The organism is Streptomyces sp. AM 2-1-1, assembly GCF_029167645.1.
GTDB lineage: Bacteria > Actinomycetota > Actinomycetes > Streptomycetales > Streptomycetaceae > Streptomyces.
The window spans coordinates 5770620-5784337 of record NZ_CP119147.1 but is presented as its reverse complement, the minus strand read 5'-3'; the positions used below and the strand labels follow the sequence as shown (position 1 = coordinate 5784337).

General features: G+C 71.8%; 13 protein-coding genes. 6 read left to right on the top strand and 7 right to left on the bottom strand.

What is annotated here, in order from left to right; all coding sequences use genetic code 11:
- Positions 1 to 119: 119 nt before the first annotated feature.
- The 3 genes from PZB77_RS25180 (at position 120) to tyrS (ending at position 4461) form a co-directional block, all read left to right on the top strand.
- Positions 120 to 1643, top strand: coding sequence for a TldD/PmbA family protein (locus PZB77_RS25180; RefSeq protein WP_275494901.1), 1524 nt, complete (start codon positions 120 to 122; stop codon positions 1641 to 1643).
- Positions 1640 to 3034 (top strand): metallopeptidase TldD-related protein, encoded by a 1395-nt coding sequence (locus PZB77_RS25175; protein ID WP_275494900.1) that lies wholly within the window; start codon positions 1640 to 1642, stop codon positions 3032 to 3034. The genes PZB77_RS25180 and PZB77_RS25175 overlap by 4 nt, the downstream gene beginning before the upstream one ends.
- Positions 3035 to 3192: 158 nt before the next feature.
- The gene (gene tyrS / locus PZB77_RS25170) at positions 3193 to 4461 is read left to right on the top strand and encodes a tyrosine--tRNA ligase (RefSeq protein WP_275494899.1); all 1269 of its coding nucleotides are present in this window, start codon (positions 3193 to 3195) and stop codon (positions 4459 to 4461) included.
- A 71-nt stretch (positions 4462 to 4532) separates the two neighbouring features.
- On the opposite strand, the gene PZB77_RS25165 is transcribed toward tyrS, so the two are convergent.
- Positions 4533 to 4811 carry a GlsB/YeaQ/YmgE family stress response membrane protein gene (locus PZB77_RS25165; protein WP_275494898.1) on the bottom strand — a complete coding sequence of 93 codons (279 nt, stop codon included), beginning with the start codon at positions 4809 to 4811 and terminating at the stop codon, positions 4533 to 4535.
- 201 nt (positions 4812 to 5012) lie between these two features.
- On the opposite strand from PZB77_RS25165, the gene PZB77_RS25160 reads away from it, so the two are divergent.
- Both PZB77_RS25160 and PZB77_RS25155 read left to right on the top strand, forming a co-directional pair.
- Positions 5013 to 5387 carry a DUF3099 domain-containing protein gene (locus PZB77_RS25160; protein WP_275496211.1) on the top strand — a complete coding sequence of 125 codons (375 nt, stop codon included), beginning with the start codon at positions 5013 to 5015 and terminating at the stop codon, positions 5385 to 5387.
- A 216-nt stretch (positions 5388 to 5603) separates the two neighbouring features.
- Positions 5604 to 5855 carry a hypothetical protein gene (locus PZB77_RS25155; protein WP_275494897.1) on the top strand — a complete coding sequence of 84 codons (252 nt, stop codon included), beginning with the start codon at positions 5604 to 5606 and terminating at the stop codon, positions 5853 to 5855.
- 51 nt (positions 5856 to 5906) lie between these two features.
- Here the strand turns inward: PZB77_RS25155 and moaA are convergent, their stop codons facing one another.
- The 3 genes from moaA to PZB77_RS25140 all read right to left on the bottom strand — a co-directional run bounded on the left by moaA (position 5907) and on the right by PZB77_RS25140 (position 9106).
- Positions 5907 to 6896, bottom strand: coding sequence for a GTP 3',8-cyclase MoaA (gene moaA / locus PZB77_RS25150; protein WP_275494896.1), 990 nt, complete (start codon positions 6894 to 6896; stop codon positions 5907 to 5909).
- A gap of 207 nt (positions 6897 to 7103) precedes the next feature.
- Positions 7104 to 8744 (bottom strand): cation acetate symporter, encoded by a 1641-nt coding sequence (locus tag PZB77_RS25145; protein WP_275494895.1) that lies wholly within the window; start codon positions 8742 to 8744, stop codon positions 7104 to 7106.
- Positions 8741 to 9106 (bottom strand): DUF485 domain-containing protein, encoded by a 366-nt coding sequence (locus PZB77_RS25140; RefSeq protein WP_275494894.1) that lies wholly within the window; start codon positions 9104 to 9106, stop codon positions 8741 to 8743. Before PZB77_RS25140 ends, PZB77_RS25145 begins: the two co-directional genes overlap by 4 nt.
- A 305-nt stretch (positions 9107 to 9411) precedes the next feature.
- Between PZB77_RS25140 and PZB77_RS25135 the strand changes: the two genes are divergently transcribed.
- On the top strand, positions 9412 to 10935 hold the full coding sequence (locus tag PZB77_RS25135) for a S8 family serine peptidase (RefSeq protein WP_275494893.1): 1524 nt from the start codon (positions 9412 to 9414) through the stop codon (positions 10933 to 10935).
- A gap of 66 nt (positions 10936 to 11001) precedes the next feature.
- On the opposite strand, the gene PZB77_RS25130 is transcribed toward PZB77_RS25135, so the two are convergent.
- The 3 genes from PZB77_RS25130 to PZB77_RS25120 all read right to left on the bottom strand — a co-directional run bounded on the left by PZB77_RS25130 (position 11002) and on the right by PZB77_RS25120 (position 13673).
- On the bottom strand, positions 11002 to 12045 hold the full coding sequence (locus PZB77_RS25130; RefSeq protein WP_275494892.1) for a zinc-dependent alcohol dehydrogenase family protein: 1044 nt from the start codon (positions 12043 to 12045) through the stop codon (positions 11002 to 11004).
- A gap of 18 nt (positions 12046 to 12063) precedes the next feature.
- Positions 12064 to 12678, bottom strand: coding sequence for a lysoplasmalogenase (locus PZB77_RS25125; RefSeq protein WP_275496210.1), 615 nt, complete (start codon positions 12676 to 12678; stop codon positions 12064 to 12066).
- Positions 12679 to 12776: 98 nt separating this feature from the next.
- Positions 12777 to 13673, bottom strand: coding sequence for a sterol desaturase family protein (locus PZB77_RS25120; RefSeq protein ID WP_275494891.1), 897 nt, complete (start codon positions 13671 to 13673; stop codon positions 12777 to 12779).
- Between the last annotated feature and the right edge of the window lie 45 nt (positions 13674 to 13718).

The window sequence follows — 13718 nt, the reverse complement described above, 5'->3', positions numbered from 1 at the left end:
GCGGCCGACCGCCCCCGTGCCACCCGGGGGCGAAGCCCGGAACCGTCCATCACGCCCCGGCCGCGCCGTGATTGACTTCACGCCCCGGCACGATTCCACTGCGCAAGGGAGGCCCGTCCGTGGCCCATGACATCGACCCGTCGTTTCTCGCCCTGCCCCTGCGGCCCCTCGCCGACGCGGCCCTCGCGCGGGCCCGCGCGCTCGGCGCCGTGCACGCGGACTTCCGCTTCGAGCGGGTGCGCAGCGCCACGCTGCGGCTGCGCGACGCCCGTCCCTCCGGCTCTTCCGACACCACCGACCTCGGATACGCGGTGCGGGTCGTGCACGGTGGGGCGTGGGGGTTCGCGTCCGGCGTGGACCTGACGATGGACGCGGCGGCGAAGGTGGCCTCGCAGGCCGTCGCGATGGCGAAGCTGTCGGCGAAGGTGATCGCGGCGGCGGGCTCCGACGAGCGGGTGGAGCTGGCGGACGAGCCGGTGCACGGGGAGCGGAGCTGGGTCTCCCGTTACGAGATCGACCCGTTCGCGGTGCCGGACGGGGAGAAGACCGGGCTGCTCGCGGAGTGGAGCGGCCGGCTGCTCGGGGCGGCCGGGGTCGCGCACGTGGACGCCTCGCTGATGACCGTCCACGAGAACAAGTTCTACGCGGACACCGCCGGTACGGTCACCACCCAGCAGCGGGTGCGGCTGCATCCGCAGCTGACGGCCGTCGCGGTGGACGCCGCGACGGGCGACTTCGACTCGATGCGGACGATCGCGCCGCCGGTGGGCCGGGGGTGGGAGTACCTGACCGGCACCGGCTGGGACTGGAACGACGAGTTGGAGCGCATCCCCGGACTGCTCGCCGAGAAGATGCGGGCGCCGGGTGTGGAGGCGGGGACGTACGACCTGGTCGTCGACCCGTCGAACCTCTGGCTGACCATCCACGAGTCGATCGGCCACGCCACCGAGCTGGACCGGGCGCTGGGGTACGAGGCGGCGTACGCGGGCACCTCGTTCGCCACCTTCGACCAGCTGGGGAAGCTGGCGTACGGCTCCCCGGTGATGAACGTGACGGGTGACCGGACGGCCGAGCACGGCTTGGCGACGATCGGGTACGACGACGAGGGCGTCGAGGCGCAGTCCTGGGACCTGGTCCGGGACGGCACCCTCGTCGGGTACCAACTCGACCGCAGGATCGCGAAGTTGACCGGTCTCGGCCGGTCGAACGGGTGTGCGTACGCCGACTCGCCGGGCCATGTGCCGGTGCAGCGGATGGCCAACGTCTCGCTGCGGCCGGATCCGGGCGGGCTCTCCACCGAGGACCTGATCGGCGGGGTGGAGCGCGGGATCTACGTGGTCGGCGACCGCTCCTGGTCGATCGACATGCAGCGCTACAACTTCCAGTTCACCGGGCAGCGTTTCTTCCGCATCGAGAACGGCCGGCTGGCCGGGCAGCTGCGGGACGTCGCGTACCAGGCGACGACCACCGACTTCTGGGGCTCCATGGAGAAGGTCGGCGGCCCGCAGACGTACGTCCTGGGTGGCGCCTTCAACTGCGGCAAGGCCCAGCCGGGCCAGGTCGCGGCGGTCTCGCACGGCTGCCCCTCCGCCCTCTTCCGAGGCGTGAACATCCTCAACACGACGCAGGAGGCGGGCCGATGAGCCGCGTGACCAAGCCGTACGAGATCGTCGAGCGCGCCCTGGAGCTCTCCACCGCCGACGGGTGCGTGGTCATCGCCGACGAGACCTCCTCGGCGAACCTGCGGTGGGCGGGGAACGCGCTGACCACCAACGGCGTGACCCGGGGTCGGACCCTGACCGTCGTCGCGACCGTGGACGGCTCCAAGGGCTCCGCGTCGGGGGTCGTCTCGCGCTCCGCCGTCACCGCCGACGACCTGGAGCCGCTGGTGCGCGCGGCCGAGGCGGCGGCCCGCGCGGCCGGACCGGCCGAGGACGCGCAGCCGCCGGTCACCGGCGTACCGGTCTCCGCGGACTTCACCGACGCCCCCGCCGAGACCGGACCGGACGTCTTCGCGGACTTCGCCCCGGCGCTCGGCGAGGCCTTCGCCCGGGCCCGCGCGGGCGGCCGGGAGCTGTACGGCTTCGCGCACCACGAGATGTCCTCGACCTACCTGGGCACCTCGGCCGGGCTGCGGCTGCGGCACGACCAGCCGAACGGGACCCTGGAGCTGAACGCCAAGTCGCCGGACCGCTCCCGGTCCGCGTGGGCCGGGCGGGCCACCCGGGACTTCGAGGACGTCGACCCGGCGGCCATGGACGCCGAGCTGGCCCGGCGCCTGGGCTGGGCCGAGCGGCGCATCGAGCTGCCGGCCGGCCGGTACCAGACCCTGCTGCCGCCTACCGCCGTGGCTGACCTGCTGATCTACCAGCTCTGGTCGTCGACGGCCCGGGACGCCGCCGAGGGACGGACGGTGTTCTCCCGGCCGGGCGGCGGTACGCGGCTGGGCGAGACGCTCTCGCCGCTGCCGCTGACCCTGCGCAGCGACCCGCACGCGCCGGGGCTGGAGTCGGCCCCGTTCGTCATCGCGCACTCCTCCGGGGACGGCGCGTCGGTCTTCGACAACGGGCTGCCGCTGGAGTCCACCGACTGGATCGGGGGCGGCCGGCTGGAGCGGCTGACCACCACCCGGCACACGGCGGCCCTGACCGGGCTTCCGGTGGCCCCGGCCATCGACAACCTGCTGCTGGAGGGCGGCGGTGAGCGGACGCTGGACGAGATGGTGGCGGCGACCACCGGCCGGGCGCTGCTGCTGACCTGCCTCTGGTACATCCGGGAGGTCGACCCGGCGACGCTCCTGCTGACCGGGCTGACCCGTGACGGTGTCTACCTGGTGGAGGACGGCGAGGTGGTCGGCGAGGTGAACAACTTCCGGTTCAACGAGTCGCCCGTCGACCTGCTCTCCCGCGCCAGTGAGGCGGGGCGCACCGAGCGGACGCTGCCGCGCGAGTGGGGCGACTGGTTCACCCGCGCCGCGATGCCGGCGCTGCGCGTCCCGGACTTCAACATGAGCTCGGTCAGCCGGGGGGTCTGAGGGACTCCCGGTCCGCGGGGCTCCCGGCGGCCGGCGGGGCGGGTGCGGGGCCCGGTGCGCGCCCGCCGGGCCGGCCCGGGCCAGCGCTTAGACTGACCTGACGTGGGCCCACCAGGCTGGGGGCCCGCCGTCCATACGCCGAAGGAGACACGAAAACCGTGACGGACATCGTCGACGAGCTCAAGTGGCGCGGGCTGTTCGCCCAGTCCACTGACGAGGACGCCCTGCGCAAGGCTCTTGGCGACGGTCCGGTCACCTTCTATTGCGGCTACGACCCGACCGCGTCCAGCCTGCACGTCGGCCACCTGGTCCAGGTGCTCACCATGCGCCGGCTCCAGCGCGCGGGTCACCGCCCGCTCGCCCTGGTGGGCGGGGCGACCGGTCAGATCGGCGACCCCCGGCCGACCGCCGAGCGGACGCTGAACGACCCGGAGACCATCGCGGCCTGGGTGACCCGGCTGCGTTCCCAGATCGAGCCGTTCCTCTCCTTCGAGGGCGAGAACGCGGCCGTCATGGTGAACAACCTGGACTGGACGGCGGGCATGTCCGCGATCCAGTTCCTGCGGGACATCGGCAAGCACTTCCGGGTCAACAAGATGCTGACCAAGGACTCCGTGGCCCGCCGCCTGGAGTCCCAGGAGGGCATCAGCTACACCGAGTTCAGCTACCAGCTGCTCCAGTCCATGGACTTCCTGGAGCTGTACCGGCGCCACGGCTGCGTCCTCCAGCAGGGCGGCAGCGACCAGTGGGGCAACCTCACGGCCGGCATCGACCTGATCCACCGGCTGGAGCCCGCGGCGACGGTGCACGCGCTGGCGACCCCGCTGATGGTCAAGGCGGACGGCACGAAGTTCGGCAAGACCGAGGGCGGCGCCGTCTGGCTGGACCCGGAGATGACGACCCCGTACGCCTTCTACCAGTTCTGGCTGAACGTCGACGACCGGGACATCTCCCCGTACATGCGCATCCTCAGCTTCAGGTCGCGGGCCGAGCTGGAGGAGCTGGAGAAGCTCACCGAGGAGCGTCCGCAGGCCCGTGCCGCGCAGCGCGCTCTTGCCGAGGAGCTGACCACCCTGGTGCACGGCGCCGACCAGTGCGCGGCCGTGATCGCCGCGTCGAAGGCGCTGTTCGGCCAGGGCGAGCTGGGTGGGCTGGACGAGGCGACCCTGGGCGCGGCGCTCTCCGAGCTGCCGCACGCGACGGTCGCCGAACCGGCGCCGCTGGTGGACCTGCTGGTCGAGGTCGGTCTCGCGCCGAGCAAGTCGGGTGCCCGCCGTACGGTCAACGAGGGCGGCGCCTACCTGAACAACGTCAAGATCACCGACGGTGACGCGCTGCCCGCCGCCGGGGATCTGCTGTACGGGCGCTGGCTGGTGCTGCGCCGGGGCAAGAAGAACCTCGCGGTGGTCGAGATCGCCGCCGGCTGACCGCCCTTCCCACCCCGCGCGGAGGCCGGGCACGCGTGATGCGTGCCCGGCCTCCGCCGTGGTGCCCGGGGTCAGGTTCTCTGCCTGCCGCGTCCCCGGATCGACTGCCACACCACGTCGCCGACACCGACCACCGCCACCGCGCCGATCAACTGGAGCACGTGCCGGATCCAGTCGATGCCCTTGGTGTCCTCGACGCCGATCCAGGATGCGACGGCGTTGCCGAGGATGCTGCCGATGATGCCGAACACGGCCGTCAGCCACAGCGGGATGTTCTGTTTGCCCGGCAGGATCGCTCTCGCGATCACACCGAGGACCAGGCCCACGATGATCGCCCACAACCAGCTCATATCGCCTCCTCGAAGTGCGCGTGATGCGCATATCGGCTCAAGTGTGCTGTGCGGGAGCTTCTGGCGCATGTCGGGTGCTGCCGGACGGGCGGCGACGGGGGCGGACGGACCCACCCGGTCCCGTTCCACGCCCGGACCGGGCGTACCGTGGAGGACGGTCCGGTACGGGGCGTCCGGCACAGCGAGCAGGCGGTGGAAGAGATGATGGTCAAGCGCGGCGACGCGGAGGTCTTCAGGATCACGGGGGCCCGTCAGTCACTGGCCGACGACGTGCGCGGCCGGCAGCGGCGGTACGTGATCTCGATGTCCGTGCGGACGGTGGCGGTGGTTCTCGCCGCGGTGCTCTGGAACGTCGAGCGGCACGTCTCGATGGTGGCGCTGGCGCTGGGTCTGCTGCTGCCGTACGTGGCGGTGGTGATCGCCAACGCGGGCCGGGAGAACACGCCTTCGCTGCCGTCGACCTTCGTACCGGCTCCGGTACGACCGGCTCTGGAGCCGGGAACCGGGGCCGGACCGGTCCCGGACACGGGCGCCGGGACCGGCCGCGGCGCCGGGGATCCGCACGAGCACGGATGAGCTCCGTTGTCGAGCGAAGCTCAAGAAAAGCTCAGATCAATCGCTGAGTTCCGGTGCACCGCGGCAGGGTGCGCGTGACATACTCCGTTATGCGCTCCGCATCCCCCGTCGGAGCGAGAGACCGACGCCGAGCAGCTCCCCCCGTGGCTGCTCGGCGTCGCTTCGTCTCCCCCCGCGCGCGGAGCAGGCCCCACCGGCTGTTTTAGGGTGGAGGCCGTGAACTTTCCCCTGACTCCCGACTCCGCCGCGAGCGACTCCGGTGCACCCGTCTGCTCCGCCAAGGGCTGCCGCGCGGACGCGGTGTGGGTGCTCGCCTGGAACAACCCCAAGCTGCACACGCCCCAGCGGCGCAAGACCTGGCTGGCCTGCGAGGAGCACCGCGAGCACCTGTCACAGTTCCTGGGCGTCCGGGGATTCCTCAAGGACGTCGTGGTGCTGGGCGAGTGGGAGGCCCCGGCGGAGGGCTGACCTCCGGCGGACGCGGCGCGCCTTGCCCGCGTCCGTCGTCGTCGTGCCCCGTCAGCCGCCGATCGCGGACATCGGGCGGTCGGGCTGGAGGAAGGAGGGGTCGTCCAGGCCGGATCCCGCCTTCTTCCCCCACATCGCGACGCGCCAGAGGCGGGCGATCTCCTCGTCCGGCGCGTCTGAGCGGAGCGCGGTCCGCAGATCGGTCTCCTCCCGGGCGAAGAGGCAGGTGCGGACCTGTCCGTCGGCGGTGAGACGGGTGCGGTCGCAGGCGCGGCAGAACGGCCGGGTCACCGAGGCGATGACTCCGACGCGGTGCGGGCCACCGTCCACGGTCCAGCGTTCGGCGGGGGCGGAGCCCCGTTCCCCGTCCTCTTCGGCGGTGAGCGTGAAGCGGGTGCGCAGCGAGGCGAGGATGTCACCGGCGGTGATCAGTCCGTCGCGCTTCCAGCCGTGCTGGGCGTCCAGTGGCATCTGCTCGATGAAGCGGAGCTCGTAGTCGTGGGCGACGGCCCAGGCGAGCAGGTCGGGCGCCTCGTCGTCGTTGAGTCCGGGCATCAGCACGGAGTTGACCTTGACGGGGGTGAGGCCCGCCTCGTGGGCGGCGGTGAGTCCGTCGAGCACGTCGTGGTGCCGGTCGCGGCGGGTCAGGGTCTTGAAGACGTCGGGCCGCAGGGTGTCCAGGGAGACGTTGACCCGGTCGAGCCCGGCGGCCTTGAGGGCGGCGGCGGTGCGTCGCAGCCCGATGCCGTTGGTGGTGAGGGACATCCGGGGGCGGGGGGTCAGCGCCGCGCAGCGCTCGACGATGCCCACCAGGCCGGGCCGGAGCAGGGGTTCGCCGCCGGTGAAGCGCACTTCGGTGATGCCGAGCGAGGTGACGGCGATCCGGACGAGGCGGACGATCTCGTCGTCACTGAGCAGCTCGCTCTTGCCGAGCCACTGGAGCCCTTCTTCGGGCATGCAGTAGGTGCAGCGGAGGTTGCACTTGTCGGTCAGGGAGACACGCAGGTCGGTGGCGACCCGGTCGTAGGTGTCGATGAGCATGGACGCCCCTCCCCCGATGGTTCCGCGGTCACCGCGGTTGCGGTCCGGGCTTCTTCTCTCCCTCACGAGACTACGCGAGCCGGACGGCCGGTGGTGGAGCACGAGGGCTCCGCCACCGGTGCCGTGCCGGGCGCGTCGTGACGACTCTACGACGCGCCCGGCACCGGAGGGCGTGGTGGATCGCCACGCTTGTGTGAACTCCTGCGCTCAGTGCGCGGCGACGCCGGTGAGGGACTTGACCTCCAGCTCGGCGTACTTGGCCACGTCGGGCTCCTCCTTGGAGAGGAGGGAGCCGACGAAACCGAGCAGGAAGCCGAGCGGGATGGAGATCAGGCCGGGATTCTCCAGCGGGAACCAGGCGAAGTCGGCGTCCGGGAACATCGAGGACGGCTTGGAGGAGACGACCGGCGAGAAGAGCACCAGCAGGACGGATGAGGCGAGCCCGCCGTAGATGGACCAGAGGGCGCCCTGCGTGGTGAACCGCTTCCAGAAGAGGCTGTAGAGGAGGGTCGGCAGGTTGGCGGAGGCGGCGACGGCGAAGGCCAGGGCGACCAGGCCGGCCACGTTGAGGTCGCGGGCCATGGCGCCGAGGCCGATGGAGACGATGCCGATGGCGACGGTGGCCCACTTGGCGGCGCGGACCTCCTCCTTCTCCGTCGCCTTGCCCTTGCGGATGACGTTGGCGTAGATGTCGTGGGCGAAGGACGAGGAGGACGCCAGGGTGAGTCCGGCGACCACGGCGAGGATGGTGGCGAAGGCGACGGCGGAGATCACCGCGAGCAGCACGGCGCCGCCGGTGGAGCCGGAGCCGCCGCCGATCTCCAGGGCGGCCAGCGGGGCCGCGGTGTTGCCCGCCTTGTTCGAGGCGATGATGTCGTCCGGCTTGAGCAGCGCGGCCGCGCCGAAGCCGAGCACGATCGTCATCAGGTAGAAGGCGCCGATGATGCCGATGGCCCAGTTCACGGACTTGCGGGCGGCCTTGGCGGTGGGCACGGTGTAGAAGCGGATCAGGATGTGCGGCAGCCCCGCGGTGCCGAGGACCAGGGCGATGCCGAGGGAGAGGAAGTCCAGCTTCGAGGTGCCGGTGGCGCCGTACTTCAGGCCGGGCTCCAGGAAGGCGGAGCCCTTGCCGCTGTTGGAGGCGGCGCTGCCCAGCAGGTCCGAGATGTTGAAGTGGAACTTCAGCAGGATCAGGAAGGTGATGAGCAGGGTGCCCGCGATGAGCAGGACGGCCTTGACCATCTGCACCCAGGTGGTGCCCTTCATGCCGCCGATGGTGACGTAGACGATCATGAGGAGGCCGACCAGGGCGACGATGGCGATCTTCCCGCCGTCGCTGGTGATGCCGAGGAGCAGCGAGACGAGCACTCCGGCGCCGGCCATCTGGGCGAGCAGGTAGAAGATCGAGACGACGATGGTGGACGCGCCGGCGGCGGTGCGGACGGGGCGCTGGCGCATGCGGTAGGCGAGGACGTCGCCCATCGTGTACCGGCCGGAGTTGCGCAGCGGTTCGGCGACCAGGAGCAGGGCGACGAGCCAGGCGACGAGGAAGCCGATGGAGTAGAGGAAGCCGTCGTAGCCGAAGAGCGCGATGGCTCCGGCGATGCCGAGGAAGGACGCGGCGGACATGTAGTCGCCGGAGACGGCGAGGCCGTTCTGGAAGCCGGTGAACTGGCGTCCGCCCGCGTAGAAGTCGGCGGCGCTCTTGGTCTGGCGGCCGGCCCAGACGGTGATGCAGAGGGTCGCGACCACGAAGACCGCGAAGAGGGTGATGATCAGCGTCCGGTGGTCGCTCGCGCCTTCGGCGGCGAGCTGGACGGCGGGGTGCGCGACCTGGGCGGCGCTCATGCGTCGGCCTCCATACGGGACTTGATGGCTGCGGCCTTCGGGTCGAGCTTGGTCGCCGCGTGGCGGGAGTAGAACCACGCGATGAGGAAGGTCGTGGCGAACTGGGCGAGCCCGAGGACGAGCGCGACGTTGATGTTGCCGACGACCTGGGTGCCCATGAAGTCGCCCGCGTAGTTGCAGAGCAGGACGTAGAGCAGGTACCAGGTGACGAAGGCGACGGTCAGCGGGAAGGCGAAGGACCGGTGGGACCGGCGCAGTTCGGCGAATTCCGCGCTCTCCTGCACCTGGCGGTACGCCTCGGTGGTGGGCTGGGCCGGACTGGTGTCCGTACCGCCCTGGGGCGGCGGTGCATCGGTAGCCACGGATTCTCCTCGCGACGCGGGTGCGGTGATGGGGGACGGGATCGGTCTCATGGGGAACCTCGCTGCCGGGATCGGTGGTGCGGCTCCCTGACAACGGCACGTACGGCACGGCGAAGCGGTTCACTCCCGCTTTGGGCCGTCGTGGATGACGTGCGGGTGACCCGGACGGCCCTCGGAGATCACCCTTCGAACTCGTTTGCCTCAATTCGTTGATGCGGGGCGATGATCGGCGCTAACTTCACTGGTCATGTACCCGACCAGACATGCAAGGTCCGGTCGGCTGATACGGATGATGTGGAGAACCCATGGCTCATCTGGCATCCAGGCGCGTCCGTGCACTCGCGCTGCCGGTAGGACTCGCGCTCACCGCTTCCCTCGGCTTCCTGCCGGCCGCCACCGCCTCGGCCGCGTCCGCCCCGGCCGTGTCGCTGGACGGTCCGGAGCTCAGTTACGTCGTGAACACCGAAGGCGGCCACAAGACCGTCGCACAGGTCGAGCGGGCCATCGCGAAGGCCGGCGGCACGATCGTCGTCGCGTACGAGCAGATCGGCGTCCTCGTCGTCCACTCGCAGAACCCCGACTTCGCCCGGACCATCCGCAAGGTGCGCGGAGTCGAGTCGGCCGGGGCGACCCGCACCAACCCGATCGTGCCGCAGTCGACCACCGACGTCGGCTCGGCGGCGCAGCCCCTCACGGCGGCGGAGGCGGCCGGCGCGGCCGAGGACGCGACCGCCTCGCAGGACCCGCTGGAGCCGCTGCAGTGGGACCTGCCCGCCATCAAGGCGGACAAGGCCCAGCAGATCACCCTGGGCAGCCGGAGCGTCACGGCCGCCGTGATCGACACGGGCGTCGACGACACCCACCCGGACCTGGCGCCGAACTTCGACGCGGCGGCCTCCGCCAACTGCGTCTCCGGCGCTCCGGACACCACTCCCGGCTCGTGGCGTCCCACGGAGGGCGAGAGCGACCACGGCACCCACGTCGCCGGCACCATAGCCGCCGCGAAGAACGGGATCGGCATCACGGGCGTCGCGCCGGGCGTGAGGGTGGCGGGGATCAAGGTCGCCACCACAGCCGGGTTCTTCTACACGGAGGCCGTCGTCTGCGGCTTCGTCTGGGCGGCCGAGCACGGCGTCGACGTGACGAACAACAGCTACTACACCGACCCGTGGCTCTACAACTGCAAGAACGACCCCGACCAGGGCGCCCTGGTCGAGGCGCTCGGCCGGGCCACCCGGTACGCCGAGAAGAAGGGTGTCGTCAACGTCGCGGCGGCCGGCAACTCCGACCACGACCTGGCCGCCGACTCCATCGAGGACACGACGAGCCCCAACGACACCGTCACCGAGGACCGGGTCATCGACCCGCGCACCTGCCTCGACATCCCGTCGATGCTGCCGGGTGTGGTGACCGTCTCCGCGACGGGGGCGAAGGGTCTCAAGTCGTCCTACTCGAACTACGGTTACGGCGTGATCGACGTGGCCGCCCCCGGTGGCGACTCGACGATCTACCAGGCGCCCGAGGCCCCGGCGACCAACGGCCGCATCCTCTCCACGACGGTGGGCGGCGGCTACAACTACAAGGCCGGCACCTCGATGGCGACCCCGCACGTGGTGGGCGTCGTGGCCCTGATCAAGTCGAAGCACCCGCACGCCTCGGCGGCGGCGGTGAAGGCGCTGCTGGCCGTGGAGGCCGACGCCACCGCGTGCGGAGCGCCGTACGACATCGACGGTGACGGCGCCGTCGACGCGGTCTGCGAGGGCGGCAAGGCGTACAACGGCTTCTACGGGGCCGGGAACGTGGACGCGCTGGACGCGGTCCGCTTCTAGCACCGTACGACCGGAGGGGCCCGGGGAGCATCGCTCCCCGGGCCCCTGCGCGTGCCGCCGCTTCCGCTACGGCTTGACGAGGACCTTCAGCGCGGTGCGCGTGTCCATCGCCGCGTATCCGGCGGGCACCTCGTCGAGGCCGACCGCGAGGTCGAAGACGGGCGAGGGGTCGATGGTGCCGTCCAGCACGTCGGGGAGCAGCTCGGGGATGTACGCGCGCACCGGGGCGACCCCGCCGCGCAGGGCGACGTTGCGGGAGAACATGTCGCCGAGGTCCAGGCCGGTGCCGCTGCCGTGCGGGACGCCGACGTAGCCGACGGCCCCGCCGTCGCGGGCGATCCCGAAGGCGGTCCGCATGGACTGCTCGGTGCCGACGGCCTCGATGACGCTGTGCGCGCCGGCCCCGCCGGTCAGCTCCCGCACGGCGGCCACGGCCTCCTCGCCGCGGGCCGCGACGACGTCCGTGGCGCCGAAGGCGCGGGCGATGTCGGTACGGGCGGTGTGGCGGCCCAGCGCGATGATCCGGTCGGCGCCCAGGCGCTTGGCGGCCATGACGCCGCAGAGGCCGACCGCACCGTCACCGACGACCGCCACGGTGGAACCGGGCTTCACCCCGGCGCCCACGGCGGCGTGGTGGCCGGTGCCCAGGACGTCGGAGAGGGCGAGCAGCGCGGTGAGCAGCCGGTCGTCGGTGGCCGCCTCGGCGGGAAGCTTGACGAGGGTGCCGTCGGCGAACGGGACCCGGACGGCCTCGCCCTGGCCGCCGTCGGACCCCTCGGACCCCCAGAACCCGCCCCGCGGGCACGAGGTGTGGAGACCGTCGGCGCAGTAGGCGCAGGTGCCGTCCGACCAGACGAAGGGGGCGACGACGAGGTCACCGGCGCGGAAGCCGGCGACCTCGGAGCCGGTCTCCTCCACGATTCCGAGGAACTCGTGTCCGATGCGCTGGCCGGGCTTGCGGGCGGACTCGCCGCGATAGGCCCACAGGTCGCTGCCGCAGATGCAGGCGCGCACCACCCGCACCACCACGTCGGTGGGGTGCTGGACGGCCGGGTCGGGCACGTCCTCCACCCGGATGTCGTGCGGGGCGTGGATGACGGTGGCGCGCATGTGGGGGGTCCTCGCTGATCAGACGGTTGCAACCTTTCCACGGTACGCCCCCGGCACCGACGGCCGTCCCGTGCCCCCGAGCGCCCCTGCGGTCAGCAGGAGCTGGGCGGCGAGGTAGGTGGCCATGACGAGGGCGTCGTGGGCGGGCGGCTGCGGCCAGTCGGCGACGCCGGTGGCGATCAGCGAGTCGGAGAGCAGGAAGAGCGCCCCGCCCGCTCCGGCGTACCGGCCGAGGACGCCGGAGCGCCAGGCCATGGTGGCGAGCAGCAGGCTGTACCCCGCCATCGGCAGCCGTATCGCGGCCGGCAGGTCGCCCCACATCGCCACCAGGGCGGCGGTGAGCGCGAGCGCGTAGGCGGCGCCCGCCGTCCACGAGGCGCGCGCCCGGCCGAAGAGCCGCAGGTAGCAGAGGTGTCCGGCGGCGAAGGACCCCATGCCGAGGAGGAACGCGGTGTCGTCCTCGGCCAGCAGGGCCAGGTCGCCGCCCCATCCGAAGAGCAGCGCGGCGATCAGCCACCGGGGCCCGCCCCGGGTGAGGGCGTACGCGGCGAGCACCGGCATCAGCAGCGGTTTGGCGAGGAGGTGGACGGTGTCCGCGCCGGCCAGCAGTCCGGCCAGGTCGGCTGCCGACAGGACGAGGTACCCGGCGAGGAGCGCGAGGGTGAGCCGTCCTCCTTTCCGTGTCGTACCGGCGCGGGGGCCGCCGGGTCCGCCCGCCGCTCTCCGGCCGGTCACCGGGTGGTCCCGGCGACCGGCGGGAGCTGCGGGGCGGGGGCCGGGGCGGTGGTGGGGGTTTTGGCCGGCTGCCATCCCGGGCCCCGGAAGATCCGCCCGGCGCGTTCGCCCCAGCTCGTGGCGGCCCGGACGTCCCGGGCGATGGCGGCGTACTCGTGGGTGGCGACGCGCAGCGGGTTGTGGGTGGTGATGTTCTTGGTGAGGCCGTAGACGGGCTGCTCGGTCTCTTCGGTGAACGAGCCGAAGAGCCGGTCCCAGAGGATCAGGATCCCGCCGAAGTTCCGGTCCAGGTAGCCGCCCTGGGAGGCGTGGTGCACCCGGTGGTGCGAGGGCGTGTTCAGGACGTACTCGAAGGGCCGGGGCAGTTTCCCGACCCGTTCGGTGTGCACCCAGAACTGGTAGACGAGGTTGGCGGACTGGCAGAAGGCGAGCGCGGCCGGGTGCACCCCGCAGGCGACCATCGGCAGGTAGAACGGCCAGACCGTCGCCGAGGTCCAGGGCTGGCGCAGCGCGGTGGTGAGGTTGAACCTGCGGCTGGAGTGGTGCACGACGTGGCAGGCCCACAGGACGCGGACGACGTGGTGGCCCCGGTGGGACCAGTAGTAGAGGAAGTCCTGGGCGAGCAGCATCAGCAGGACCGTCCACCACAGGACGGGGACGCGCAGCGGGGTGAGTCCGTACAGCGCCGTGTAGAGGGCCACGACCGGGATCTTCCACAGCAGGTCGAAGCCGAGCGAGCCGAGTCCCATGGTCACGCTGGTCGCCGCGTCCCGGGTGTCGTACCCGGCGGCGTCCTCGTCCGGACGGAAGCGGTAGCTGATCATCTCGACGACGGTGAGCAGGACGAAGGCCGGCAGGGACCACAGCACGACATCGGGCAGGTTCGGCTCCATGCGAAGACCGTAGGGCCGCCGGAGGGTGGCGGAACAGACGTGGTT

What these genes read in the sequence shown, in the direction of transcription:
- PZB77_RS25145 (WP_275494895.1), bottom strand. Translation starts at nt 8,744, where the DNA reads ATGAGCGCCGCCCAGGTCGCGCACCCCGCCGTCCAGCTCGCCGCCGAA.
- PZB77_RS25120 (WP_275494891.1), bottom strand. Translation starts at nt 13,673, where the DNA reads ATGGAGCCGAACCTGCCCGATGTCGTGCTGTGGTCCCTGCCGGCCTTC.
- PZB77_RS25130 (WP_275494892.1), bottom strand. Translation starts at nt 12,045, where the DNA reads ATGCGCGCCACCGTCATCCACGCCCCGCACGACATCCGGGTGGAGGAC.
- PZB77_RS25135 (WP_275494893.1), top strand. Translation starts at nt 9,412, where the DNA reads ATGGCTCATCTGGCATCCAGGCGCGTCCGTGCACTCGCGCTGCCGGTA.
- PZB77_RS25165 (WP_275494898.1), bottom strand. Translation starts at nt 4,811, where the DNA reads ATGAGCTGGTTGTGGGCGATCATCGTGGGCCTGGTCCTCGGTGTGATC.
- PZB77_RS25160 (WP_275496211.1), top strand. Translation starts at nt 5,013, where the DNA reads ATGATGGTCAAGCGCGGCGACGCGGAGGTCTTCAGGATCACGGGGGCC.
- PZB77_RS25175 (WP_275494900.1), top strand. Translation starts at nt 1,640, where the DNA reads ATGAGCCGCGTGACCAAGCCGTACGAGATCGTCGAGCGCGCCCTGGAG.
- moaA (WP_275494896.1), bottom strand. Translation starts at nt 6,896, where the DNA reads ATGCTCATCGACACCTACGACCGGGTCGCCACCGACCTGCGTGTCTCC.